Here is a 24748-nt window from a genome sequence, read left to right on the forward strand (position 1 = left end):
TCCGATATATCGTTGACGCATCGCGACTGGTCAACGATGAGGCGCGATGTACGTGAACGAACGCGATGCGAAAACGCGGAAACATGAGAAATGGAGTGATCGCGATGCACACGCACGGATACGAGCACGAGCACGGACGGCGCCGCGGCAAGGGCGGTTTCGAGGGCCGGCGAGCGGCTTTCGGGCCCTTCGGTCCCGGTGGTCCTGGATTCGGCGGGCCGGGTTTCGGTCCCGGACCCTGGGGTGGCCGCGGACGCGGCGGACCCAGGGGAAGGGCCCGGCGCGGTGATGTACGGGCCTCGATCCTGGCCCTGCTGAAGGACCGCCCGATGCACGGCTACGAGATGATCCAGGAGATCGCCGAGCGCAGCGGCGGGGCGTGGAAGCCCAGCCCCGGTTCGGTCTACCCGACCCTTCAGCTGCTGGAGGACGAGGGACTGATCGTCAGTGCGAGCGAGGGCGGCAAGAAGCTGTTCTCCCTCACCGACGCCGGACGCCAGGCCGCCGACGAGGGGCCGGACGCCCCTTGGGAGGAAGCCTCGCGCGGCGTCGACTGGGACACGCTGAACGAGATTCGGCAGGCCGGTTTCGGCCTGATGGAAGCCTTCGGCCAGGTCTGGAAGACCGGCAGCAAGGAACAGCGCGAGAAGGCGCTCGCCGTCATCACCGACGCGCGCAAGAAGCTGTACCTGATCCTCGCCGACGAGGACTGACGGTCGTACCGGTCGTACCAGTTGTGCAGGGGACTACGGGGGTACGGGGGGTACGGGGGCGGAGGGCGTTCCGGGGAGAGTCCCGGGGCGCCCTCCCTCGTGTGCGGACCTGTCCGTCAGGTCGGCGGTCCGTCGAGCTTTCGCAGGGACCCGTCGAGGACCGCCCTTCGACTCTGATGAACTGTCGGAAGCGGTGGGTCGTCAGGAGCGGCACGCCCGGCCCACCCTGCGGATCACCGCCGCGTCGAACAGATCCCACGCGCGCGGGTAGGGTCCCTCGTCGTGGCAGTGCCAGGCCTCCCAGAACAGGTCGGCGAGCAGGGCGTCCACCGGGGCGTACACCCGGTACACGTAGTCCCTGCCGTCGACCGCCGGCAGCGCCACCAGCCAGCAATCGTTGTCCACGTCTGTGTCGGACGAGCGACGTTGCGTGATGGTTGCGGGCAGGGGCGTGCGGCGCACTTTCGTGTGCCCTTGTGCCGGATTGGGCGTGATCTCATCCGTAAGGAGGAGATTCCCGCCAGGGATGTCCGCTCTGCGTGGGACGGGAGAATGCTCCCCGCCGGGGATGACTCGGGCCAAAGGGACTGATGGGGTAGGGGATGTGCACCACCGAATCCCCCGGCAGCCCGACTCCGACCAGGACAGTGCCTCACGCGCGGACCACGATGCCAGGCTCGGCGCCGAGCTGGCAGCGGTGCTCGCGGGCGCCCGCAGGCGGGCGGTGCGGGACGGGGACCGGCACATCGACACGGCCCATCTGCTGCACTCCCTGCTGGAGACCGACCCCGAGGTGCGCGAGGCGTGCGGCGACGACGGGCCGCGACTCGCCCGGCTGTTCGGCTACCTCGTCCAGCGCAGCATCGGCTACGGCCTGCGCTGGCAGAGCACCGTCGAGGACTCCGGCGCGCTGCCCGTGATGACCGTCGCCGAGGGCTACTCACCGCTCGCCGCCGCCGCGCTGGAGCACTCCGCCGGTCGCGCCGCCCGCCGTGGCGACGACCGGCCCCGCGGCCTCGATCTGCTCGCCGCCCTCGTCACCGACCCGGACGCCCGCGCGGTCGAGGTGCTCACCCGCGCGGGCATCGACACCGAACAGCTCCTCAAGCGCCTCGAACCGGCGCCGCGCGGCTGAGACCGTACGGCGGGGTGGTTCGTTCCTGGACACCGGCTTGCTCCCAGACGTCGGCCTGCTCTTGGACGCTGGATTGCTCCCAGGCATCGGCTTGCTCCCAGACGTCGGCTTCCTCCCAGACGTCGGCCTGCTCTCGGACACCGGCTTGCTCCTGGAGGCCGGTTCGCCTTCATGGGGATCGGCCGAGTGCTTGAGACAGGTGCCACGGGGGTGACGGTCATGTCATCGCCTGTCATCATGTGCCGGTGCGTACGACACAGAGCAGCAACGCAGGCCGTGGCAAGGGCTTCGGCCTGGGCCTCGCGTTCGGGTCGGCCCTCGCCTTCGGCGGTTCCGGGGTCGCGGCGAAGCCCTTGATCGAGGCGTGCCTGGACCCGCTGCACGTGGTGTGGCTGCGGGTCGCCGGAGCCGCCCTGGTGATGCTGCCGCTCGCCGTGCGCCACCGCGCACTGCTGCGCCGCCGACCCGCCCTGCTCGCCGGGTTCGGCCTGCTCGCCGTGGCCGGTGTGCAGGCGTTCTACTTCGCCTCCATCTCCCGTATCCCGGTCGGTGTCGCGCTGCTCGTGGAGTACCTCGCGCCCGCGCTGGTGCTGGGCTGGGTGCGGTTCGTGCAGCGCAGGGCGGTGACCCGGGCCGCGGCCGTCGGGGTCGTCCTCGCGGTCGGCGGTCTCGCCTGTGTCGTCGAGGTGTGGGCCGGCCTCAGCTTCGACGTCGTCGGGCTGCTGCTCGCGCTCGGCGCCGCCTGCTGCCAGGTGGGCTACTTCGTCCTCTCCGACCAGGGCAGCGACTCCGGCGCCGACACCCCCGACCCGCTCGGCGTGATCGCCTTCGGCCTGCTGATCGGTGCCGCCGTGCTCACCGTCATCGCCCGCCCCTGGGGCATGGACTGGGGCGTCCTCGCGGGCAGCGCGAGCATGGACGGCAATGCCGTCCCGGCCCTCGCCCTGCTCGGCTGGATCGTCCTGGTCGCCACGGTGATCGCCTACGTCACCGGAGTGGTGTCCGTCCGACGGCTCTCACCGCAGGTCGCCGGGGTCGTCGCCTGTCTCGAAGCGGTCATCGCGACCGTGCTGGCCTGGGTGCTGCTCGGCGAGCATCTCTCCGCGCCGCAGATCATCGGCGGGGCGGTCGTGCTGACCGGCGCGTTCATCGCCCAGTCGGCGACCCCGGCCAAGGGCTCCGCGCAACCCGTGGCCACGGGCGGGGCCGAGCGGGAGTTGTCCGCCCGGGAAACGGCCACGTAAGGTATCGATCATGCTTGCGAAGGCACTCGTTCTTCCGCCTCCGGCCGTCTGAGGCGGGCCCGCCGGAATCCCACGCCCCGCGCGCTTCGCCGGGCGTGACGGTGCTGCCCGCAGACGAAGTCCGCGGACCCCGCTGAGCGGCGGTCCCTCCACGAACTTCCGCGCACCACGCGCGACTGCGGAGACAACGCGTGTCCTTCCTTCCAAATTCTTCCTTTCCGGATTCTTCGGATCCCTCAGCCTCCCCCTCGGCTTTTTCGGCCGCTGCTGCTCCTCCTTCTGTTCCTCCTTCTGTTCCGCCCTCTGTTCCGTCTTCTGTTCCGTCTTCTGTTTCTGCCAGGTTCGTCGGCGGGCTGTCCGTGGGGCGGGGCCTGGTCTATCTGATCGTCGCCGGTGTCGCCTGGGGCACCGCGGGCGCCGCCGCCTCGCTGGTCTACGAGGCCAGCGACATGGGCCCGGTCACCCTGTCCTTCTGGCGCTGCGCCGCCGGACTGGTACTGCTGCTCGCCGCCCGCGCGCTACGGCCCCGGGCCGGCACGGCACCGGTCGGCGCCGTGCCCGAGCCGCTGCGGCGCAAGGCGCTGCGCGCCGTGGCCGTCGGTGCCGGTCTCGCGGTGTTCCAGACCGCCTACTTCGCCGCCGTGGCCGCCACCGGTCTCGCCGTCGCCACCGTCGTCACCCTCGGCGCCGGACCCGTACTGATCGCGCTCGGCGCCCGGCTGACCATGGGGGAGCGGCCGGGGCGCGGCGGTGTGCTCGCCGTGACCGGCGCGCTCGCCGGGCTCGGGGTGCTGGTCCTCGGCGGCGGTGACACCTCCGTACGCCCGTGGGGCGTGGCGCTCGCCCTGCTGTCCGCGGCCGGATACTGCGCGATGACCCTGCTCACCCGCCGCTGGGGCCGCGACGGCGGGGCGGACGCCTCACGCACGACGGTGTGGGCGTTCGCCGTGACGACCGTCTGCCTGCTGCCGTTCGCGCTGGTCCAGGGGCTGGTGCCGCACACCGCCGACCCGGTGCGGGTGGTCTGGCTGGTGGTGTACATCGCGGCCGTCCCCACGGCGCTCGCCTACGCGCTGTACTTCGCCGGAGCCGCTGTCATCCGGTCCGCCACCGTCTCCGTGATCATGCTCCTCGAACCGGTCAGCGCGGCGGGCCTCGCGGTCGTCCTGCTCGGCGAACGCCTCACCGCGCCGACCCTCATCGGCACCCTGCTGATGCTGGGCTCGGTGGCGGGGCTCGCGGTGGCGGAGGCGAAGGGGACGGGATCCGAGGTGGACGTGGGGGGCGAGGTGGGTGCTTCCGAGGCCCCTGGCCCGGCGGCGCCCCGCCCCTGAGGGACGGCGGGCGGGTGTCTCCCCGTCGAGATCCCGTCTGCTCCCCCTGGCTACACCCTGCTACACCCCGCTGCGGCGCCGCAGTTGGTCCCGCGCGGCGCGGTCGCCCGGTCCGCCGCGTCGCTCCAGCCCGGCCGCGATCCGCTCCTGCGTCCCGGCCGGCCGGTGCCCCGCGAACTTGAACTTCGCCCGTACGTCCACCACATCGAGCCGCAGGCCCCGGATGCCCGCCAGCATCCGGCCGTACGGCACTTCCCCCACCGCCACCCGGGCCGAACCGCCCTCAGGCTGGAAGTGGGCAAGCTGGCGGTTGAGGAGGTCGGCCTTGGCCGCCGGGTCGTCCACGACCTGGGCTCGGCAGCGCAGTTGCACGGCCGCGTAGAAGCTGGTCGCGGTGCCGTGCTCGGGCGGGGTGCCGGGAGCGGCCTGCCAGGGGCCGGGGATGAACGCGTGGTCGTCGACCACGCTGAGCAGCACCAGCGGGCTGGTCTCCAGGGCGGGCCAGATCGGGTGGGGGCGGGCGAGATGGGTGACCACCTCGCCGTGCTCGCCGCGCCCGGCGTCGTAGGTGAAGTGCAGCGGCTGGACGTGCGGCGGCTCGCCGGGCAGGCCGTTGACGGCGAGCTGGCCGAAGTCGTGGATGGTCAGCCAGTGCCGCCACTCGGTGTCGTCGGTGGCCGCGTCCCAGGGATGGATCAGCATCACAGCCGCGCCAGATAGTCCGGCAGGGCGGTGCCGGAGGCCAGGCCGGGGTCCGGGAGCGGGGCGTCGTAGCCCTTGCGCAGCGGGACCACTCCGGCCCAGTGGGGGAGGGCGTAGTCCTCCGGCTCCTCGTTCACCCCGCCCGTGCGCAGCTTCGCGGAGACCTCGTCCAGGTCGAGGTAGATCACGGCGGTCGCCGCCAGCTCCTTGCGGTTGGCGGGCCGGGAGTCGGCCGCGCGGCCGGGGACGACATGGTCGACCAGGGCGTCCAGGGCGGCGCGCTTCTCGTCGGGGTCGGTCACGTCGCGCGCGATGCCGTGCACCACCACCGAGCGGTAGTTGATCGAGTGGTGGAAGGCGGAGCGGGCCAGGACCAGCCCGTCGACATGGGTGACCGTCAGGCACACCGGCAGGCCCGGGTCCGCCTTGCCGGTCATCCGCAGCGGGCGCGAACCGGTCGAGCCATGGACATAGAGCCGCTCGCCCACCCGGCCGTAGAGCGTGGGCAGCACCACGGGGGCGCCGTCGCGGACGAAGCCGAGATGGCAGACGTAGCCCTCGTCCAGGATCGCGTGCACCATCTCCTTGTCGTACCGGGCGCGGTCCGCGTCACGGGTGGGGACCGTGCGGTCGGTGGCGGTGTAGGCGGCGGTGGCCGGCCGCGGGGGTGCGGTGGATTCCGGCGTCGGGGTATCCGGTGTCGTGGTCGTCCCCGTGGTGTCCGGCATGGCGATCTCCATTGCACTAGTGCATAGTTAAGTTTGTGCTAGTAGAGTATCCGATCAGTGGGCGGGGCGCAGCGGAGATTTCGGCGAGCGTGGAGCGTGCGGTGGCGGCGGGCGAGCTGGCGCCGGGGCAGCCGCTGCCCCCGATGCGCGAGCTGGCCGAGCGCCTGGGGGTGAACGCGAACACGGTCGCCGCCGCGTACCGCGTCCTGCGGGAACGCGGAGTGATCGAGACCGCCGGGCGGCGCGGCAGCCGGGTGCGCGCGAAACCGGCCACGACCGGGCGCGAGCAGCTCCGCGTGGATGTCCCGGAGGGGGTACGGGACATGGCGGCGGGCAATCCCGATCCGGCGCTGCTGCCCTCCCTGGCGGGCGTCTTCGCCGAGGCCGCCGCCCAGGCCGACCGCGAACCCGTCCTCTACGGCGCCGCCCCCGAGGAGCCCGGCCTGGTCCGCCGCGCCCGCGCCGACCTCGACGCCGACGGGGTGCCGGACGGGCCCCTCGCCGTCACCTCCGGCTCCCTGGACGCCATCGAGCGGGTGCTCACGGCCCATCTCAAACCGGGTGACACGGTCGCCGTCGAGGACCCCGGCTGGGGCAGCCTGCTCGATCTGATCCCGGCGCTGGGACTGCGTACGGTCCCGGTCCGGGTGGACGACCACGGCCCGCTCCCGGACGACGTACGCGCCGCCCTCGCCGCCGGGGCCCACGCCCTGATCGTCACCGACCGCGCCCAGAACCCCACCGGCGCCGCACTGAACGCCTCCCGCGCGCGTGCCCTGCGCGAGGTGCTCCGCGGATTTCCCCGGACGCTGCTGATCGAGGACGACCACGGCCATCGGATCGTCGACCTGCCGCTCTTCCCGCTGGCCGGGGCCACCCGCTCCTGGGCGTTCGTCCGCTCCGCCGCCAAGGCGTACGGTCCCGACCTGCGCCTCGCCGTCCTCACCGGCGACCCGGTCACCGTCGACCGGGTGCGCGGCCGGCAGCGCCTGGGCCCCGGCTGGGTCAGCCGGCTCGTCCAGCGCGCGGTGGCCCGGCTGTGGAGCGGCGGCGCGGTGGACACGCGGGCGGTCGCGGCGGCGTACGGGGCGCGCCGCGCGGCGCGGATCGGGGCCCTCGCCGAACGCGGGGTCCCGGCGACCGGGCGCAGCGGGCTGAACGTCTGGGTGCCGGTGCCCGACGAGACCGGGGCGGTGGCGCGGCTGCTGCACGCGGGGTGGGCGGTGGCGCCCGGCGCCCGCTTCCGGATGAGCGCGCCGCCGGGGGTGCGGGTGACGGTGTCTACCTTGCGGGAGGGGGAGGTGGAGCGGCTGGCGGACGCCATTGCGGAGGCGGTGGGTCCGGTGGGGGTGGATCGGCGGTATGTGTAGGTGGGGTCGCTGCGCTGGCTTGTGGGGGTGCTGCGGGAGTGGGTGTGGGTGCGGGTGGTCGTGGGCTTGTCGCGCAGTTCCCCGCGCCCCTTAGGGGGTTGGGCTCGTCCTGCGATTGCCGATGGTCCTCCCCTTTGCGGAGCGAGTGGCGGCGGGGAATCCGGCTGGCGTCCGGGGCGGTGGTGCGGGAGACGGCGGACCTGCGGTCCACGAATCGCGCCGCCGACGTCGTAGCGCAAACGAAATCTCGTGCGCTGTATCTCGTAGCAACGCTTAATTGTGCGTAGGCTGCGGCCCATGCTGAATCTCGACCGGCTGCGGACCCTCGACGCCCTCGCCCGGCACGGGTCGGTGAGCGGTGCCGCCGAGGGGCTGCACATCACGACCTCGGCCGTCTCGCAGCAGCTGGCCAAGCTGGAGCGCGAGGTGGGACAGCGGCTCCTCGCCAAGCATGGGCGGGGTGTCCGGCTCACCGACGCCGGGCGGCTGCTCGCCGATCACGCGGCCCGGATCCTGTCGCAGGTGCAGCTCGCCCAGTCCGATCTGGAGGCACAGCGCGGCCAGGTGGTGGGGGAGCTGCGGCTGTCGGCGTTCCCGACCGCCGCGCGCGGCCTGTTCCCGCTGGCCCTGTCCGCTCTGCGCGCCGAACACCCCGGGTTGCGGCTGCGCTCCCGCGAGCTGGAGCCCGAGGGCGGCATTCGCGGGGTGGTCCGCGGTGACCTCGATCTCGCCGTCGTCCTCGACTGGTACAACAAGCCACTGCCGCTGCCCGACGGGCTGGTCAAGGCGCCGATCCTGGACGACCCGGCCGACGTGGCCCTGCCCGCCGACCATCCCCTCGCGGACCGGGACGAGGTGGACCTCGGGGAGTTCGCCGACGATGAGTGGATCACCTGGGGCGAGGGCGAGTTCTGCCACGAGTGGCTGGTCTTCACGCTGCGCTCGCGCGGCGTCGAGCCGATCCTCGGCCATCGCGCCGCCGAGACCCACACACAGCTCGGCCTGGTCTCCGCCGGGCTCGGCGTCTGCATCGCCCCGCTGCTCGGCCGCCACCCGATGCCACCCGGCGTCGTCACGGTCCCGCTCAAGCAGCGGATACAGCGCCATGTCTACGTCGTCTGGCGCGCCGACGCCGACCGCCGCCCGTCGATCCGCGCGGCCGTCAAGGCCCTGCGCATGGCCGGAGAGAAGATCGGCGCGTCGGTCACTCCGCCCGGGGCCGTCGGCGCCACTACGCCGACTGGACGCTCGGTTTCGGGTGGTTCGGTGGGGTGAGGGGGTGGGTGCTGCAACGCCTCCGTTCACGGCCTGGTTTCCGGTGGTCCGGTGATGTGAGGGGGGCGGTGCTGCAATGCCTCGGTCCAGGGCCCGGTATCCGATGACCTGAGGGCGTCGGCGGTGCAACGCCCCGATCCACCGCCCAGCTTCCGATGGTCACCTGGCCTGATGGAGTCGGCGCTGCTCTGCACCCCCGGCCGCCGCCCAGCTTCCGCCAGTCCGACGGGCTGACGGAGGCTGCGGTGCCCTGCCTCGGGCTGGCCGCCTCGCCTGCGGGTGCCCGGTGGCCTCACGGGGTTGGCCCTGCTACGCCCCGGCCCGCCCACCACTCCGCCTCCGGCGTCAGCCGCAGCCAGGCGTGTCGGCCGTCGTGCGGTAGCTCGGCCAAGCCGAAGTACTTCCCGGCGAACAGCCGCTCCGCCGAGACGAGTTCGCGAATCGGCTCTCCGGTGCGCGGCGGCGATCCGTGCGTCCCGGCGCAGCTAGGCCCAGCGCTTGCAGCGGGTCAGTGAGTACAGCCAGAGCCCGCTGCCGTCCCAGGCGGACCAGAGGGGGCTGAGATGCGGGGCGCCGTCGGCGGCTACGGTCGCCACCCGGCAGGTCCGCTCCACGGCGAGAAACGCGTCCAGCTCCTCGCGGACATCGTGATCTTCCGTCCCCCGGCGCTGAGTGATGGCGGCCATACGTCCTCCCTTGGTGGACGGTGACGGGTCCGGCGGTGGTGGAGGCGCAGTCGGATCGGACCACCGAACCATGGCGTCGCAGGACCGGCTCAGGGAACTAAAGGAACTGGTCGACCCCGTCACCACCATGCGGCTCACCGTCGAGTGTCGGCAGGGGGTCGTCGGACTGGACGGGCGCGCTGCCCGAACTCGCCCGGCAGGCCCGCGCGTCCGGCGTCCTCGCCAAGGTCGCCCGGCTGGTGGCCGCGGCGCACGAGAGCGGCGCACAGGTCGGCCGCGCCCTCCCCGAACGTCGCCCCGATGGCCGCGCCGCCAGCCGCAACGCCCCGCTCTTCCGGGCCGCCGAACGCCTGCCCGTGCTGCAACTGGCGGGCACCGCGGCGGTACGTGCCGCGCCGCCGATCGAGATCGCCGAGGACGACATCGTCGTACGACGGCTGCACGGGCTGTCGCCCATCCAGGGCACCGAGGCGGACGCGTTGCCGCGTAATCTGGGCTGCCGCAGGTTGATCGGGTCACCGGCGTCTAGGCCAATGTGGCGATCCCCAACGCGGTGTTCGACGTCGTGAAACGCGGCTACGGCATCGGGGTCCCCTCGGACGCCGTCGCGGGAGTGCCCGCCGCGTGCACCCTCGCGCTGGTCGCCACGGTCGCGACCACGGACGAGTTGCTGGGGTGCCTCAAACACCGTCGCCAGGAGATGTCCGGCGGGGTCGGACCGGCGGGACCTGTGCTCGGCCGACCGGATCCGCGCTCAGACCAGCCTGATCTCATCGCCCTCCACGCTGATCTGGGCGGCGGGCAGCGGCTGGGTCGCCGGACCCTGCCGCACGCTGCCGTCGGCCGCCGAGAACCGGCTGTCGTGGCAGGGGCAGGTGATCACCCCGTCGGCGATGCCCTTCACCGCGCAGCCCTGGTGGGTGCACTTGGACGAGAAGGCCTTGAACTCCCCGGCGACCGGTTGGGTGACCACCACCCCCTGGGCCTCGAAGACCTTGCCGCCCCCCTCGGGGATGTCGGTGGTCAGGGCGAGCACGGCACCGCCCTCGGCCGGGGCGCTGCCGGAGGCCGCCGGCGCCTCCGAGGACGACGAGGAGGAACTGTCGTCCCCCGAACCGCACGCGGTCAGCGCCGCGGCGAGCCCGGCCGCCCCGGCCGCGGCCATGACGGTACGACGGGCGGGCCGGACGGCGGGGTGAGGCGAATCGCTGACCATGCTGACGTCCTCCAGAGACGTGGTGTGATCTTTCCGGATCTGCGAGGGTTTCGCGGTCTCGCAGGAAGTACGGACGGGGAGCGGACGGAGTTCACCGTCAGGCGGATCTTCACCCGATCGAGACGCCTGCGCCACAGGGCGGCCCGCGACGCTCCTGAACGCCCCAGTAACCTGGGGAAATGCTCAAGGAAGTCACCGCCACCCGCTACATCACGCCCCTGCGTGAGGGCGGCTCCCTGCCCGGACTCGTCGAGGCCGATGACCTCGGGACGTACGTCCTGAAGTTCCGCGGCGCCGGACAGGGCCGCAAGACGCTGGTCGCCGAGGTGGTGTGCGGGGAGCTGGCCCGCCGGCTGGGTCTGCGGGTACCCGGGCTGGTCACCGTCGCGCTGGACCCCGTGCTCGGGCTCGGCGAACCCGACGAGCAGGTGCAGGAACTCCTCAAGGGCAGCGGCGGCCCCAACCTGGGCATGGACTTCCTCTCCGGCGCGCTCGGCTTCGACCCGCTCGCCTTCGAGGTGAGCGCCGAGGACGCGGGCCGGATCGTATGGTTCGACGCGCTCGTCAACAACGTCGACCGCTCCTGGCGCAACCCCAACCTGCTGATGTGGCACGGCGACCTGTGGCTCATCGACCACGGCGCCACCATGATCTGGCACCACAACTGGCCCGGCGCCGACGCCTCCGCCGCCCGTCCCTACGACGCCTCCGACCACGCCCTGCGGCCCTTCGCCCCGGACATCACGGCCGCCGCCGCGCGGCTGGCGCCGCAGATCACCGAGGAACTGCTCGCCGAGGTCACCGCCGTGGTCCCGGACGCCTGGCTGACCGGCGAACCCGGCTTCGACACGCCGGACGACCTGCGCCGCGCCTACGCCGGACCGCTGCTCGCGCGCGCGGCGGGCGTCCACGACCGCATCAACGGCCTGGAGGGCCCCCGGTGAGCGACCAGCGGATCAACGTGGCCGGGGCGATGACCGAGCGCCACATCACCCGGGCCGGACAGGGCGGTGACCGGAGTGTCTACGAGTACGCCCTGCTGCGGGTCGTCCCGCGCGTGGAGCGCGGCGAGTGCATCAACGCCGGCGTCCTGCTCTACTGCCGGGCCCGGGGGTACGTAGGCGCCCTCACGCACCTCGACGAAACACGGCTGCGCGCGCTGGACCCCGACGCCGACGTGAACGGCGTGCGGGCCGCGCTGCGCGCGGTGGAAGGCGTGTGCGCGGGCGGCGAGGCCGCCGGTCAGGCGGGCGACGACGACGCCGGGCGGCGCTTCCGCTGGCTGGTCGCGCCCCGCTCGACGGTCGTGCAGCCGGGCCCCGTGCACACCGGGCTCACCCTGGACCCGGCGGCGGAGACCCGGCGGCTGCTGGACCTGCTGGTGCGCTGACCCGGCACGGTACGGGCGGTAATGGATCACATCGGGCCGTGCCCCGTTGACACCGGGTGGCAGGGCTTCTAGCGTCACGTCCTGCTGAAGGTACTAAGCGGTCGCTCACCGACTCGGTCGGTCCGGCCGCGGGTGCCGTATCCCCGAGGGCGAGGAGTAGCAGCCATGTCCACCACTGAGCAGCGCGTCGCGATCGTCACAGGAGGCGCGCGTGGCATCGGTGCCGCCACCGCCGTACGGCTGGCCGCCGAGGGTCGGGCGGTCGCCGTGCTCGACCTCGACGAGGCCGCCTGCAAGGACACCGTGGAGCAGATCACCGCGGCGGGCGGCACGGCCCTCGCGGTCGGCTGCGATGTCTCCGACGAGGCCCAGGTCGAGGCCGCCGTCACACGCGTCGCCGAGGAGTTGGGCGCCCCGACCATCCTCGTCAACAACGCCGGTGTGCTCCGCGACAACCTGCTCTTCAAGATGAGCGTCTCCGACTGGGACACCGTCATGAACGTACATCTGCGCGGCGCCTTCCTGATGTCCCGCGCGTGTCAGAAGCACATGGTCGACGCGGGCTTCGGACGGATCGTCAACCTCTCCTCGTCCTCCGCGCTCGGCAACCGTGGCCAGGTCAACTACTCCGCCGCCAAGGCCGGACTCCAGGGCTTCACCAAGACCCTCGCCAAGGAACTCGGCAAGTTCGGCGTCACCGCCAACGCCGTCGCCCCCGGCTTCATCGCCACCGACATGACCGCCGCGACCGCCGAACGCGTCGGCATGGGCTTCGAGGACTTCAAGACCGCCGCGGCCTCGATGATCCCGGTCCAGCGCGTGGGCGAGCCCGCCGACATCGCCAACGCCGTCGCCTTCTTCACGGGCGACGCGGCCGGTTTCGTCTCGGGCCAGGTGCTGTACGTGGCGGGCGGACCGCTCGACTAGGCGCACGGGAGCACACCGGACAGGACACCGGACAACACAGGGGACAACACAGCGGGCAGGGCAGCCGACAAGGCAGCTGCGGCGGATGTGGCGGATGTGGTGGATATGACGAACATGGCAGACGCGGCGGGCGCTACGGGCTCGGCGGAGCGCCCCCCGCTCTCCGGCAAGGTCGCCCTGGTCACGGGTGCCAGCCGCGGTATCGGGTACGGCGTCGCCGAGGCGCTGGTCGCGCGCGGTGACCGGGTCTGCATCACCGGCCGGGGCGAGGACGCCCTCCGGGAGGCGGTCGAGCGGCTCGGCGCGGACCGGGTGATCGCCGTCGCGGGCAAGGCCCACGACGAGGCCCATCAGGCGGACGCCGTGGCCCGCGCGATGGAGGTGTTCGGCCGGGTCGACTTCCTGGTCAACAACGCCGGCACCAACCCGGTCCTCGGCCCGCTCGCCGACCTGGACCTGGGCGTGGCCCGCAAGGTGTTCGAGACCAACGTCGTCTCGGCGCTCGGCTTCGCCCAGCAGACCTGGCACGCCTGGCAGAAGGACAACGGCGGCGCGATCGTCAACATCGCCTCCGTCGCGGGGCTCGCCCCCTCGCCGTTCATCGGCGCGTACGGCGTCAGCAAGGCGGCGATGCTCAATCTGACCGTGCAACTGGCCCACGAGTACGCCCCCAAGGTACGGGTCAACGCCATCGCCCCGGCCGTCGTCAAGACCAAATTCGCCCAGGCTCTCTACGAGGGCCGCGAGGCGGAGGCCGCCGCGGCCTACCCCCTCGGCCGCCTCGGCGTCCCCTCCGACATCGGCGGCGCCGCCGCGTTCCTCACCTCCGACCAGTCGGACTGGGTCACCGGGCAGACGCTGGTGGTGGACGGGGGGATTTTCCTGAATGCCGGGATGGGCTGACGGTGAGGCCGGGCGGGCGGTAGCCCCCCCAACTACCGCACCCCACTTGACGGATGGCCCGTCCATGTCGCCCCTCAGCCGCGTCTCCGGCAGCATTCAAGGGGGAATTTCGGCCATGACAACGTAATCATTCCCAGGTTGATCCATCGGGTCGTTCATCCGCGCTTCACACCGCTGTGGGCTGCGGTAGGGTCTGCCAACCCTTGGCATGGCAGATCGAGGAGCGAGCGCGTGTTCAACCGGAACCGATGCCTGCGGCCAATCGCCGCCATCGCGTCCATATCCATGGCGACCGGATGCGGACTGTTCTCCAGCGACCAATCCGGCGCCGGAGAGCCCATCGTGGTAGGGACCACCAGCGCCCCCAGCACGCTCGATCCGGCCGCCTCGTGGGACGGCTCCTGGGAGCTGTACCGGAACATCTACCAGACACTGCTCAGCTACCCCAACGGTGCGACCAGCCCGCAGCCGGACGCCGCCGAGAGCTGCGCCTTCACGGACTCCTCGAACACCGCCTACCGCTGCACCCTCCGCGACGGCCTCACCTTCTCCGACGGGCACGAGCTGGACGCGGCGGCGGTCAAGCACTCCATCGACCGGATCCTCAAGATCGATGTCCCGGGCGGTCCCGCCGGGCTCCTCGGCTCCCTGGAGCAGGTCGACACCGAGGGCGACAATCAGGTGCTGTTCCGCCTGAAGACCTCCGACGCGACCTTCCCCTTCGTGCTCGCCACCCCGGCGATGTCCATCGTCGACCCCGAGCACTACCCCGCGGACGCCCTGCGCACCGGCACCTCGGTCACCGGCTCCGGCCCGTACAGCCTGGCCTCCTACCAGGAGAACCAGCAGGCCGAACTGGTCCGCAACGACAGTTACAAGGGCTTCGCCGAGCGCAGGAACGATGCGGTCACCATCCGCTACTTCCAGGACTCCGGCGCGATGGTCCAGGCCCTCAAGGCCAAGAAGATCGACCTGACCTACCGAGGGCTGGCCGCCGACGACATCGTCGACCTCCAGACCACCGACCCCGACTCCGGGCTCCAGCTCGTCGAGGGCACCGGGACCGACATCAGCTACCTGGTGTTCAACCCCAAGGACCCGATGGCCGGCGAGCCCGCCGTCCGCAAGGCCGTCGCCCAGGTCGTCGACCGCCCGTCCATCGCGCACAACATCTACAAGGACACCGTCGAACCGCTGTACTCCATGGTCCCCAAGGGCCTGACCGGCCACACCACCGGCTTCTTCGACGACTACGGCGACCCCGACGCCGACAAGGCCCGCGAGATCCTCACCGAGGCGGGCATCACCACCCCGGTCGAGCTGACCTTCTGGTACACCACCGACCGTTACGGCTCCGAGACCGCCGTCCTCTTCAAGGAGCTGAAGCGGCAGCTGGAGGAGTCCGGCCTGTTCGAGATCACCCTCAAGAGCCGCCCCTGGAAGACCTACGTCGAGGGCTACCAGAAGGGCGAGTACCCGGTCTTCGGCCGTGGCTGGTTCCCGGACTTCCCCGACGCCGAGAACTTCATCGCCCCCTTCGTCGGCGACCAGAACGCGCTCGGCACGCCCTACCCGGCCGAGGAGATCACCGGCGTCCTGCTGCCCCGCTCCCGCCGCGAGAGCGACCGGGCCCAGGTCGTGAAGGACTTCGAGGAGGCCCAGCAGATCCTCGTGGACGATGCCCGGCTGCTGCCGCTGTGGCAGGGCAAGCAGTACATCGCCACCAGCGAGGAGATCTCCGGCGGGGAGCAGGCACTGGACCCGTCGACGATCATGATGATGTGGACGCTGTCGCGGAAGACCAGCTGGTAGCCGGTCGGGGCTGATCGGGGCCGACCTGGGCCGTCCCGGGCCGTCCCGGGCCGTCCCAGGGTCGGGCGAAGGCTGGGCCGGAAGTCGATTGTCAGTGGTCGCCTGTAGGTTCTGGGAGCAGGTTCGAAGACCTGGAAGCGACCGCACACCGTAAGGAAGTTGACGTGACCGACATCGCCATGCTGCCCGAGTCCTGGCGCGGAGTCCTGGGCGACGAGCTCCAGCAGCCCTACTTCAAGGAGCTGGCGGAGTTCGTGGAGGACGAGCGGGCGAGCGGGCCTGTCTACCCGCCCCGCGAGGAGGTCTTCGCCGCCCTCGACGCCACGCCGTACGACGAGGTGAAGGTCCTGATCCTCGGCCAGGACCCGTACCACGGCGAGGGCCAGGGCCACGGCCTGTGCTTCTCGGTGCGCCCCGGGGTGAAGATCCCGCCGTCCCTGCGCAACATCTACAAGGAGATGCACCAGGAGCTGGGCACCCCCATCCCGGACAACGGCTATCTGATGCCGTGGGCCCGTCAGGGCGTGCTGCTGCTCAACGCGGTGCTCACGGTCCGCTCCGGCGAGGCCAACTCCCACAAGGGCAAGGGCTGGGAGAAGTTCACGGACGCCGTGATCCGCGCGGTCGCCGACCGGCCCGACCCGGCCGTGTTCGTGCTGTGGGGCAACTACGCGCAGAAGAAGCTCCCGCTGATCGACGAGAGCCGGCATGTGGTCGTCAAGGGTGCCCACCCCTCCCCGCTGTCCGCGAAGAAGTTCTTCGGCTCGCGCCCGTTCACACAGATCGACGAGGCGGTCGCCGGACAGGGCCACACCCCGATCGACTGGACCGTCCCGAACCTGGCCTGAGCCCTGCGCCGGGCCGGTCCACTGCGGGCCGGTCCGGACCCGCCTCTGCGGGATCGCCCCCGGTGACGGTTAGCGTCGTCCGGGACAGTCGGCGAACGGGCGGAGGCCGTGGTGACGGAGCGACAGGAGCAGTCGGTGCCGGACGCTCTGCTGACCCGGATCGGGCAGGTCGTCATGCTGCACCACGCGGGCGACCGCGAGGAGGCCCGCGACCGCCTGCTGCGGCTGTGGGACGAGCTGGGTGAGCACGGCGACCCCTTGCACCGCTGCACACTGGCCCACTACCTGGCCGACACCCAGGACGACCCGGCGGACGAACTCGCCTGGGATCTGCGGGCGTTGGCGGCGGCCGAGGAGCTGACGGACGGCCGCCCCGCCGACCCCGGGAGCGCGGTCGCGGTACGGGCGCTGTACCCCTCGCTGCATCTGAATCTCGCCGCCGACTATCTGAGGCTCGACCGCGCCGACGCCGCCCGCACCCACGTCCGCCGCGCCCGCCGCGCTTGCGCCACCCTGGCCGACGACGGATACGGCAAGGGCGTCCGGGCGGCGATCGGCCGCCTGGAGACCCGGCTGGCCGTGGACCAAGGGGGAGGGGAGTAGGGGGAGTCCTGGTGGGGGGGCGAAGGGGAAGCCTGAAGGTGGCGGCTCCGACCGGCGGAACCGGGGGGACGGACGGCTTTGGCCCGGCATGGATCGCTGCCACGGCCCGGCATGGATCGTCGTTGCGGCCCGGCGCGGATCGAGGCTACGGCCCGGACCTGATCGTGGCTATGGCCCGGCGCTGACCGCGCCTCAACGCCCGTACGTCTGCTCGCAGATCCGCGATTCCGGGCTGTCCTCGCGCCAGCCGCCGTACTGCTTGCCGAGCGCGCAGACGTCCGTCCGGCTGCGGACGTCCTTGCCGATCGAGTCGGCGCGGGCGTGGGCGGCCCCCCGCCGGGGTGGCTGGGGTGCGGGCCGGTCCGCCCTCGGGGGCGGGTCGGAGCGCGGCGCCCGCGACTTCGGCGCCGGGGGAGTGGTGGCCGGGGGCGCCGCCGGGCGGCCCGGCGGGGTGGGCTGCGGTGCGGCGGGTTTCCGGGTCGGGCCGATCATCTCCAGCGCCTCGCGGGCCGGTGCCTGCACGACCTGTGGTCCCGAACTGCCGTCGGGCCGGGGCACCGGCGGTTGCACGGGCGTCGCCGAGGGCCCCGGCGCGGGCGGGCGCTGGACCGTCGTACAGCCGGTGAGGGCCGAGACGGCCACGGTGACCAGGAGCGTGGCGGTGGTCGTCGTTCGATGCACCCGGGCCACTCTGGTGGCTCCGCCCCGATTCCCGGCCCCGGACAGGCACAGGTTGACCCACATGGGTGATCTCCGGCCCCGACCGGCGGGTGTTCCCGCGCGTCGGCTGACGCCCCGGGGCGAGGCGAGGCGCGGTGCCTGCGGGTGCCGGTACGGCTGCCGATGCCGGGCCGGGGTCCGGGTGGCCCTGCGGAGGCGCCCCGCCCCGGCTGCGGAGATCGGTCCCGGTCGGCCCCCCGCGTGCCTGGCTCGCCCTCAGGTCTCAGCCCCGGCCGCCTCACCCTCGTACCCCGCCCTCGTACCCCGCCGCCGAGGCCGGCCCTGCCAGGTCACCGCGCCTTGGCCTCCTCCACGTCCCTCAGTCCCCCGTAACCCCATCAATGCTCTCCCGCAACAGATCCGCGTGGCCGTTGTGCCGGGCGTACTCCTCGATCATGTGTGTGTAGATCCAGCGCAGATTGAAGGGGTCGTCCGTGCTGTGGTGGTGGCCCTTGGCGAGGTCGTCGAGGGCGAAGCCGGAGGCGTGGCGGCGGGCGACGGTGATCTCGTTCTGCCAGGTGGCGTACGCGTCCTGCCAGGTGTCCGTCTCGGTGACCCGGAAGTCGCCGTCGCGGTCCTCGGCGGTGTAGTGGATCGGCGCGGCGTCCTCTCCGGCCAGGACCCTGCGGAACCAGCCGCGCTCGACGTCCGCCATGTGCCGTACCAGGCCCAGCAGGGTCAGAGCGGACGGCGCCACGGAGGCGGTCCTGAGCTGCTCGTCGGTCAGGCCCTGGCATTTCACGGCGAGGGAGGCGCGGTGGTATTCGAGCCAGCCCTCCAGCATGGTGCGTTCGTCGGCGGTCCGGGAGGGTTCACTGCGTTCGATGGTCATGGATCCATCCTGACCTGCGGGAAGGGGCATCCGCCAGGTCTCCCGGCGCCGGGCTCCGGCCGGTGCCCGCCGGGGGCGTCACTCGCCCAGCATCCCCGTCACCAACTCGCGCAGCCCCGCCCGCACCTCCGCCAGCCCCGGCACCTGCGCGCTGAACGACCCCGCGGCGCACGAGAACATCAGCCCGTCCGTCCAGGCGACCAGCGACAGCGCGTGCCGGTCGGGAGCGGTCGAGCCCATCGCCGACACCAGCTCGGCCAGCTGGGCGCGGAAGACGGCGCCGGTCGCGTCGTAGTAGGCGCGCAGCTCGGGGCGCCGGGTCGCCTCCAGGGCGAGTTCGTAGCGGGAGATCAGCAGCTCGCGATGGTCGGTGAGGGAGCGGTGGACGGCCAGGGCCAGCCCGTTCACCAGCGAGTCGGGGCCGCCGCGCGGGTCCGGCATCTCGCCGAGCGCCAGTACCTGGGTCTCCCGCTCGGCGTGCCTGCGTACCGCCAGCTCCAGCAGGGCCTGGCGGGTACGGGCCACGTTCGAGGTGGAGCCCTGCGGCAGCCCCGCGGCCTCGTCCACCGCGCGATGGGTCAGCCCGCGCATCCCGCGCTCCGCGAGCAGCGCGATGGCGGTGTCGGCGACCAGCTCGGCACGGCTGGCGACGCCGGGGGCGCCGGGCGTGCTGGACGTGCTGGGTGTGCCGGAGGTGCTGGTGGGGGCGCTGGCGGGACGTTCGGGCATGGGGGCCAATCTACCCGGCGATCTACCCCCCTCACTACGCCTGTAGTACAGTCACGACTGGAGAAGTCACTACACCCGTAGTGACTGTCGGTGTGGGTGAAGCGAGCGGGTCGGTGTCGGAGGAGGAGCCATGCGGGAGACGACGACGGCCGTGGTCATCGGCGGCGGGATCGGCGGACTGACCGCCGCCGTGGCCCTGCACCGGCGCGGCGTGCGCGTCACCGTCCTGGAGCGTGCCCCCTCGCTGGAACCGGTCGGCGCCGCGATCTCCCTCGCCCCCAACGCCCTGCGCGCCCTGGACGTCATCGGACTCGGCGACGAGATCCGCGCCCTGGCCGCCTGGCAGGGCGACGGCGGCCTGCGCACCCCCGGCGGGCGCTGGCTCGCGCGGACCGACGCCACCGCGGTGGCCGAGCGGTTCGGGGGACCGCTCGTGCTGCTGCCCCGCGCCACCCTCATCGCGGCCCTCGCCGCCCGCCTGCCCGACGGCACGATCCGCACCTGCGCCGAGGCGACCGTCACCGACCCCGGCGACCCCGGCGACCGGACCCGCCCCGCCCAGGTCCGCACCGCCGACGGCACCCTCACCGCCGACCTGGTGGTGGGCGCCGACGGCATCCACTCCGCCGTACGGCACGCCCTCTTCCCCGCCCACCCCGGAACCGTCTACTCCGGCTTCACCACCTGGCGGGTCACCATCCCGGTGCCCGGCGCGTCGTTCGCCTCGCACGAGACCTGGGGCCGGGGCCGCATCTGGGGCACCCACCCGCTCAAGGACGGCCGGGTCTACGCGTACGCCGCCGCCCTCGCCCCGGCCGGTCAGCGCGCCCCCGATGAACGCGCCGAACTGCTGCGCCGATATGGCGAATGGCACGACCCCGTCCCTGCCGTGCTGGCCGCCGCCCGGCCCGGGGACGTACTGCGCCACGACGTCCATCACCTCGCCGAGCCGCTGCCCGCCTATCACCGGGGCCGGGCCGCCCTGCTCGGCGACGCCGCGCACGCCATGCCGCCCAACCTCGGCCAGGGCGGCAACCAGGCCATCGAGGACGCGATCGTCCTCGCCCACCACCACACCGACCTCGCCGCCTACTCGGCCGCGCGGCTGCCCCGTACGACCCGGATCGCCCGCCAGGCGGTGCGCGTGGCGCGGCTCAACCTGACGGCCAACCGGGCCGCCATCGTCGTACGGAACACGGCGGTCGCGGCGCTGTCGAAGGCCGGGCCCACGCTGTTCCTGAAGGGCTTCGACGGGATCGCCGACTGGCACCCGCCGAGGGAATCGCACAGGCGGGCGGAGCCGGGCGCGGACGACACCGTATGCTCCGAGCAGACCGGGGCGGGCGAGCGCCCCGAGGACTGACGGGCGCCCCAGGGACTGATGGGGCGTCCTGAGGACTGACGTGGCGTCCAGAGGACCGAAGAAGCGTCCCAAGGACAACCAGGGCGTCCCAGGGACCGAAGAGCGGGGAGATGGCGTGAAGGTCGGCTGCATCGGACTCGGTGACATCGCGCAGAAGGCGTATCTGCCGGTGCTCGGCAGCAGGCCCGACATCGAACTGCACCTCCAGACCCGTACCCCCGCCACCCTCCACCGGGTCGCCGACGGCCTCCACCTCCCCGCCGGGCAGCGCCACACCACGCTCGACGCACTGCTCGCGCAGAACCTCGACGCGGCCTTCGTGCACGCGCCGACCGCCGTGCACCCCGAGATCGTCGCCCGGCTGCTGGAGGCTGGCGTCCCCACGTACGTCGACAAGCCGCTCGCGTACGAACTCGCCGGTTCCGAGCGGCTGGTGGCGCTCGCCGAGGAACGCGGGGTGAGCCTCGCGGTCGGCTTCAACCGGCGGTACGCCCCGGCCTACGCGCAGTGCGCCGACCATCCGCGCGAGCTGATCGTGATGCAGAAGAACCGCGTCGGGCTGCCGGAGGAACCCCGCGCGATGATCCTGGACGACTTCATCCACGTCGTGGACACCCTGCGCTTCCTGGTACCCGGCCGGGTGGACGACGTCAGCGTGCGGGCGCGGGTGGTGGACGGGCTGTTGCACCACGTGGTGCTCCAGCTCGCCGGGGACGGCTTCACCGCGCTCGGCCTGATGAACCGGCTCAGCGGCTCCACCGGGGAGATCCTGGAGGTCTCCGGGCAGGACACCAAGCGCCAGGTGCTCAACATCGCCGAGGTCATCGACCACAAGGGGCAGCCCACCGTGCGGCGGCGCGGCGACTGGGTGCCGGTGGCCCGGCAGCGCGGCATCGAACAGGCGGCCCTCACCTTCCTGGACGCCGTACGGGCCGGGAAGGTGCTCAGCGCCCGGGACGCGCTCGCCACCCACGAGCTGTGCGAGCGAGTGGTGCGCGCGGTGCAGGACGGTCCCGCCGCGGCCTGACCCTCCGCAGCCCCTCCGTCAGCCCCAGCCCGGCCAGCACCAGCAGCGCCACCCACACCGGCCAGGCGCCGTACCGCACATATGGGGTGACCCCGTCCGCCAGCGGCACCTCGTACACCCCCGTCGCGCTCGCCGCCGTGCCCAGCCGGGCGCCGACCCGCTCGCCGTCCGGGCCGTGGACCGCGGAGACGCCGGTCAGCGTGGCGTGCACCATCGGCCGCCCGGTCTCGGCGGCACGCAGTGCGGCCAGCGAGGCATGCTGCTCCGGCGCCCAGCTCCGCTGGAACGTCGATGTCGCCGACTGCGCGACCAGCACCTGGGCCCCGTCCCGCGCCAGCGACCGGCTCATGTCGGGGAACGCCGACTCGAAGCAGACCATCGGCCCGATCCGCGGCCCGCCGCCGACGTCCATCACCACCTGCCGGGTGCCCCGCTCACGATCCTCGCCCGCGGCCTCGCCGACCGAGGTCGCCCAGCCCAGCAGCGAACGCGCCGGGACATACTCACCGAACGGCACCAGCCGCATCTTGTCGTACCGGTCCCCGGTCAGCCCCTGCGGCCCCACCAGCACCGAACTCTTGTGGATACCGGCCCGGTCGAACCGCCGCGCGTCCACGTTCACCAGGATCTCCGCGCCCGTCTCCCGCGACAGCGCGGCGATCCGCGCCGCCAGATCGGGCCGCTCGTTCAGATCGAACCCGACACTGGACTCGCCCCACACGATCAGCTCCACGCCGCGCCCGGCCAGCTCACGCGTCAGCCGCTCCTCCCGCTCGAAGCGCCGGTCACCGCTGTCGGCCCCCTCCACGATCCCCGGCTGTACGACGGCCACGGCGACCCGTTCACCCACCTCGGGGCGCGGCGCCCACACCCACGCCAGGGAGGTGGCGGCGGCGGTGGCCAACAGCCCGGCGACCGCGACCAGACCGGCCACCGCGGGTGCCCGGCCGCCCGTCAGTGCCACCGGGCCAGTTGTCGCCGGCGCCTGGCTGCCGGTTGTCGCCGATTCCTGGTTTCCGGTCACCGCCATGGGACCGGTCGTCGCCGGTACTCGGCTGCCGGCTGCCGTCACCGGACCCGTCGCCGCGGGTACGTGGCCGCCGGTCACCGCGGACGCCCCGCGTGCCCGCACCACTACCACCAACGCCGCGACCGCCACATTGACCGCCACCAGCAGGAAGCTCAGCAGCCACACCCCGCCGACCGAGGCCAGCCGCAGCGCCGGAGCCACCTGCCACTGACTCGCCCCGAGCATGCCCCACGGCCCGCCCAGCGCCTGCCAGGACCGGACCAACTCCACGGCCAGCCAGCCCGATGGCAGCACCAGCAGCGCGGCGCCGACCCGCCCCGGCGAGGGCGGCCCGCCGAGGAACCGGCGCACCAGCCACCCCCAGGGCGCCCACAGGGCACCGAGCAGCGCCGCGATGACGAACGTAAAGACATGCAGATTCGGCAGCAGCCAGTGATGTACGCCCAGTACGAAGCCGAAGCCCCCGCACCAGCCGTCGTACAGCGCCCGCCGCCCGCTGACCGCCCCGCGCGCCAGCAGGACCCACGGCACCAGCGCGACCGGCGCGCACCACCACAGTGACGGCGCCGGGAACGTCACCAGCGGCAGCGCGCCCGCGCCCGCCGCGACGACCGAGCGGCGCCAGGGGGAGGTGAGCCAGTGGTCCCACGACTTCATACGACGCCTTCCCACGGATGCGTCCAGTGTGGCGGCGTCGCCGATCCGGGTACAGCGGGTGCCGACGGTGCCGGCGCAGGGTCAGGGCAGCCGCCGCCACTTCTCCCGTACGGCGACATGCCGCAGCCGCCACCCGTCGGCCGTGCGCACGAGTCCGAACGCGTACCGCCCGCCGCACACGAAGTCGGGCACGGCGGAACCGCCGTCGGCGCCCGCGGTGGCCATCGGATTGACATAGTCGGCCTGCACCCGGGCGACGTCACCGGTGTCCCGCTCCAGGACCTCGAACCGCACCCGCCGGTTGACGATCAGATGCTGCCGCGCCGGAAACCCCCGCAGACTCTCCGCGAGCCAATCGGCCACCGCGCCCGCCTCGCCCTCGATCCCGCCCGCCGAGGTGTAGTCGGCCCGCCCGTCTGCGGTGAACAGCTCTCGGTACCCCTCCCAGTCGCCGTCGTCGACCGTCACCGCGTAATCGGTGATCAGTCCGTCCACGGCCAGCCGATCCAGCACCGTCGCAAGCTCCACACGCTGCGTCACACGATCAGTGTTGAACATCAGGAGTGCACAGCCAAGGGCTGCGCAGGACATTCGCCGGACGTGTCGATATTCGGTGGCCGAAGATCGACGGTAGGCCGGAGGCTTACGGACATGAACGATCAGCCACAGACGGTCCGGATACCGACTGCCCGGATACCGACCAGCGCACCGGCCGACGACGAGCCGGTGCCCGACGAAGCGGTTCGTGCCGAGCCCCGTTTCCGGGTCCGGGCCCGGTACACCGAGTCCACGCTCACCGTGTACCAGGCGTACCACCGCAGTATCGGCGTCCCCGCCGCCCGCACCGGCCGCTTCCCGGCCCACTGGAAGCGGGACCGCATGACCTGGATCAAGCCGTCCTTCCGCTGGATGATGTACCGCTGCGGCTGGGGCACCAAGGCGGACCAGGAGACGGTCCTGGCCGTCGAGATCACCCGCGAGGGCTTCCTGTGGGCGCTGCGCCACTCCTGCCTCTCGCACTACGTCCCCGACCTGCACGGCGACCGGGCCGCCTGGAAGGAGCAGCTTCGGCGGGCGTCCACGCGGGTGCAGTGGGACCCGGAGCGCGATCTGAGATTCAGTCCGCTGCCGTACCGGTCCCTGCAACTCGGACTCGCGGGGGAGGCGGCGGGCCGGTACGCGGACGAGTGGATCGTCGGCATCGAGGACGTGACGCCGCTGGCCGCGGAGGTCCACGCGCTGGTGCGGGCCGGTGATCTCGGCCGCGCGACGGAACTGCTGCCGCCGGAGCGGCCGTATCCGCTGCCGGACGATCTACCGGCGCATGTCCGGCCGTAGGCTCGATCACGATCAGCGGGGGATCCGGAGAACGGCCGACGGGCCGGTAGGACGGCTGGCGGAATCCGGAGAACGGTCGGGGAATCCGGAGAACGGCTGGCGAGAACCGGAGAACGGCTCGGGTTCAGGAATGGTTCAGGGAGGTCAGGAATGGTCGGGGAGGCCC

The 24748-nt window shown here is 72.6% G+C and carries 25 protein-coding genes and 2 pseudogenes; 17 read left to right on the forward strand and 10 right to left on the reverse strand.

Annotated elements, in window-relative coordinates; genetic code table 11:
* Positions 1 to 104 precede the first annotated feature (104 nt).
* On the forward strand, positions 105 to 713 hold the full coding sequence (locus tag ACFXAZ_RS09485) for a PadR family transcriptional regulator (RefSeq protein WP_384587039.1): 609 nt from the start codon (positions 105 to 107) through the stop codon (positions 711 to 713).
* 201 nt (positions 714 to 914) lie between these two features.
* On the opposite strand, the gene ACFXAZ_RS09490 is transcribed toward ACFXAZ_RS09485, so the two are convergent.
* The gene (locus ACFXAZ_RS09490; RefSeq protein WP_384587202.1) at positions 915 to 1097 is read right to left on the reverse strand and encodes a hypothetical protein; all 183 of its coding nucleotides are present in this window, start codon (positions 1095 to 1097) and stop codon (positions 915 to 917) included.
* Between the two features lie 220 nt (positions 1098 to 1317).
* Here ACFXAZ_RS09490 and ACFXAZ_RS09495 point away from each other — a divergent pair, with 220 nt between their 5' ends.
* The 3 genes from ACFXAZ_RS09495 (at position 1318) to ACFXAZ_RS09505 (ending at position 4426) form a co-directional block, all read left to right on the forward strand.
* The gene (locus tag ACFXAZ_RS09495; RefSeq protein WP_384587041.1) at positions 1318 to 1848 is read left to right on the forward strand and encodes a Clp protease N-terminal domain-containing protein; all 531 of its coding nucleotides are present in this window, start codon (positions 1318 to 1320) and stop codon (positions 1846 to 1848) included.
* A gap of 239 nt (positions 1849 to 2087) precedes the next feature.
* Complete coding sequence (locus tag ACFXAZ_RS09500) at positions 2088 to 3092, forward strand: DMT family transporter (protein ID WP_384587043.1); 1005 nt, start codon at positions 2088 to 2090, stop codon at positions 3090 to 3092.
* Between the two features lie 359 nt (positions 3093 to 3451).
* Complete coding sequence (locus ACFXAZ_RS09505) at positions 3452 to 4426, forward strand: DMT family transporter (RefSeq protein WP_384587045.1); 975 nt, start codon at positions 3452 to 3454, stop codon at positions 4424 to 4426.
* A 60-nt stretch (positions 4427 to 4486) separates the two neighbouring features.
* Here ACFXAZ_RS09505 and ACFXAZ_RS09510 read toward each other — a convergent pair whose 3' ends face one another.
* Both ACFXAZ_RS09510 and ACFXAZ_RS09515 read right to left on the reverse strand, forming a co-directional pair.
* Positions 4487 to 5128 (reverse strand): FMN-binding negative transcriptional regulator, encoded by a 642-nt coding sequence (locus ACFXAZ_RS09510; protein ID WP_384587047.1) that lies wholly within the window; start codon positions 5126 to 5128, stop codon positions 4487 to 4489.
* Entirely contained in the window at positions 5128 to 5856 is a 729-nt protein-coding gene (locus ACFXAZ_RS09515; RefSeq protein WP_384587049.1) for a pyridoxamine 5'-phosphate oxidase family protein, read from the reverse strand. Before ACFXAZ_RS09515 ends, ACFXAZ_RS09510 begins: the two co-directional genes overlap by 1 nt.
* 35 nt (positions 5857 to 5891) lie before the next feature.
* Between ACFXAZ_RS09515 and ACFXAZ_RS09520 the strand changes: the two genes are divergently transcribed.
* Positions 5892 to 7226, forward strand: coding sequence for an aminotransferase class I/II-fold pyridoxal phosphate-dependent enzyme (locus tag ACFXAZ_RS09520; protein ID WP_384587051.1), 1335 nt, complete (start codon positions 5892 to 5894; stop codon positions 7224 to 7226).
* A gap of 297 nt (positions 7227 to 7523) precedes the next feature.
* A complete protein-coding gene (locus ACFXAZ_RS09525) occupies positions 7524 to 8501 on the forward strand; it encodes a LysR family transcriptional regulator (protein ID WP_384587053.1) in 978 nt (325 codons plus the stop codon).
* 292 nt (positions 8502 to 8793) lie between these two features.
* Here ACFXAZ_RS09525 and ACFXAZ_RS09530 read toward each other — a convergent pair.
* Positions 8794 to 9187, reverse strand: a pseudogene (locus ACFXAZ_RS09530) (pyridoxamine 5'-phosphate oxidase family protein).
* 70 nt (positions 9188 to 9257) lie between these two features.
* On the opposite strand from ACFXAZ_RS09530, the pseudogene ACFXAZ_RS09535 reads away from it, so the two are divergent.
* Positions 9258 to 9884: pseudogene (locus ACFXAZ_RS09535) on the forward strand (isochorismatase family protein); the annotation flags it as partial.
* Positions 9885 to 9941: 57 nt separating this feature from the next.
* Here ACFXAZ_RS09535 and ACFXAZ_RS09540 read toward each other — a convergent pair.
* Positions 9942 to 10403 (reverse strand): Rieske (2Fe-2S) protein, encoded by a 462-nt coding sequence (locus ACFXAZ_RS09540; RefSeq protein WP_384587055.1) that lies wholly within the window; start codon positions 10401 to 10403, stop codon positions 9942 to 9944.
* Between the two features lie 179 nt (positions 10404 to 10582).
* Between ACFXAZ_RS09540 and ACFXAZ_RS09545 the strand changes: the two genes are divergently transcribed.
* The 7 genes from ACFXAZ_RS09545 (at position 10583) to ACFXAZ_RS09575 (ending at position 16886) form a co-directional block, all read left to right on the forward strand.
* Entirely contained in the window at positions 10583 to 11347 is a 765-nt protein-coding gene (locus ACFXAZ_RS09545; protein WP_384587057.1) for a HipA family kinase, read from the forward strand.
* Positions 11348 to 11376: 29 nt separating this feature from the next.
* The gene (locus ACFXAZ_RS09550; protein WP_384587204.1) at positions 11377 to 11793 is read left to right on the forward strand and encodes a DUF3037 domain-containing protein; all 417 of its coding nucleotides are present in this window, start codon (positions 11377 to 11379) and stop codon (positions 11791 to 11793) included.
* A 165-nt stretch (positions 11794 to 11958) separates the two neighbouring features.
* A complete protein-coding gene (gene fabG / locus ACFXAZ_RS09555) occupies positions 11959 to 12720 on the forward strand; it encodes a 3-oxoacyl-ACP reductase FabG (protein WP_384587059.1) in 762 nt (253 codons plus the stop codon).
* 105 nt (positions 12721 to 12825) lie between these two features.
* A complete protein-coding gene (locus ACFXAZ_RS09560) occupies positions 12826 to 13623 on the forward strand; it encodes an SDR family oxidoreductase (protein ID WP_384587061.1) in 798 nt (265 codons plus the stop codon).
* Positions 13624 to 13854: 231 nt separating this feature from the next.
* The gene (locus tag ACFXAZ_RS09565) at positions 13855 to 15435 is read left to right on the forward strand and encodes an ABC transporter substrate-binding protein (protein WP_384587063.1); all 1581 of its coding nucleotides are present in this window, start codon (positions 13855 to 13857) and stop codon (positions 15433 to 15435) included.
* A 164-nt stretch (positions 15436 to 15599) separates the two neighbouring features.
* Positions 15600 to 16283: a uracil-DNA glycosylase gene (gene ung / locus ACFXAZ_RS09570; protein ID WP_384587065.1), complete on the forward strand. Its 684-nt coding sequence runs from the start codon at positions 15600 to 15602 to the stop codon at positions 16281 to 16283.
* Between the two features lie 111 nt (positions 16284 to 16394).
* Positions 16395 to 16886, forward strand: coding sequence for a hypothetical protein (locus tag ACFXAZ_RS09575; protein ID WP_384587067.1), 492 nt, complete (start codon positions 16395 to 16397; stop codon positions 16884 to 16886).
* 192 nt (positions 16887 to 17078) lie between these two features.
* On the opposite strand, the gene ACFXAZ_RS09580 is transcribed toward ACFXAZ_RS09575, so the two are convergent.
* From ACFXAZ_RS09580 to ACFXAZ_RS09590, 3 genes are all read right to left on the reverse strand, one after another.
* The gene (locus ACFXAZ_RS09580; protein ID WP_384587069.1) at positions 17079 to 17567 is read right to left on the reverse strand and encodes a hypothetical protein; all 489 of its coding nucleotides are present in this window, start codon (positions 17565 to 17567) and stop codon (positions 17079 to 17081) included.
* Between the two features lie 358 nt (positions 17568 to 17925).
* Positions 17926 to 18438: a DinB family protein gene (locus tag ACFXAZ_RS09585; RefSeq protein WP_384587071.1), complete on the reverse strand. Its 513-nt coding sequence runs from the start codon at positions 18436 to 18438 to the stop codon at positions 17926 to 17928.
* A 78-nt stretch (positions 18439 to 18516) separates the two neighbouring features.
* Positions 18517 to 19167, reverse strand: coding sequence for a TetR/AcrR family transcriptional regulator (locus ACFXAZ_RS09590; RefSeq protein ID WP_384587073.1), 651 nt, complete (start codon positions 19165 to 19167; stop codon positions 18517 to 18519).
* A gap of 130 nt (positions 19168 to 19297) precedes the next feature.
* On the opposite strand from ACFXAZ_RS09590, the gene ACFXAZ_RS09595 reads away from it, so the two are divergent.
* Both ACFXAZ_RS09595 and ACFXAZ_RS09600 read left to right on the forward strand, forming a co-directional pair.
* Positions 19298 to 20530, forward strand: a complete 1233-nt coding sequence (locus tag ACFXAZ_RS09595) for an FAD-dependent monooxygenase (protein WP_384587075.1) — start codon at positions 19298 to 19300, stop codon at positions 20528 to 20530.
* Between the two features lie 115 nt (positions 20531 to 20645).
* Positions 20646 to 21557 (forward strand): Gfo/Idh/MocA family protein, encoded by a 912-nt coding sequence (locus ACFXAZ_RS09600; protein ID WP_384587206.1) that lies wholly within the window; start codon positions 20646 to 20648, stop codon positions 21555 to 21557.
* Here ACFXAZ_RS09600 and lnt read toward each other — a convergent pair.
* Together lnt and ACFXAZ_RS09610 are read right to left on the reverse strand one after the other, a co-directional pair.
* Positions 21475 to 23244 (reverse strand): apolipoprotein N-acyltransferase, encoded by a 1770-nt coding sequence (lnt, locus tag ACFXAZ_RS09605; RefSeq protein ID WP_384587077.1) that lies wholly within the window; start codon positions 23242 to 23244, stop codon positions 21475 to 21477. The genes ACFXAZ_RS09600 and lnt overlap by 83 nt on opposite strands.
* Positions 23245 to 23325: 81 nt before the next feature.
* Positions 23326 to 23784 (reverse strand): nuclear transport factor 2 family protein, encoded by a 459-nt coding sequence (locus ACFXAZ_RS09610; protein WP_384587079.1) that lies wholly within the window; start codon positions 23782 to 23784, stop codon positions 23326 to 23328.
* A gap of 111 nt (positions 23785 to 23895) precedes the next feature.
* Here ACFXAZ_RS09610 and ACFXAZ_RS09615 point away from each other — a divergent pair, with 111 nt between their 5' ends.
* On the forward strand, positions 23896 to 24582 hold the full coding sequence (locus tag ACFXAZ_RS09615; RefSeq protein ID WP_384587081.1) for a DUF4291 domain-containing protein: 687 nt from the start codon (positions 23896 to 23898) through the stop codon (positions 24580 to 24582).
* Positions 24583 to 24748 lie beyond the last annotated feature (166 nt).

It is taken from the genome of Streptomyces sp. NPDC059477 (assembly GCF_042749375.1).
GTDB lineage: Bacteria > Actinomycetota > Actinomycetes > Streptomycetales > Streptomycetaceae > Streptomyces.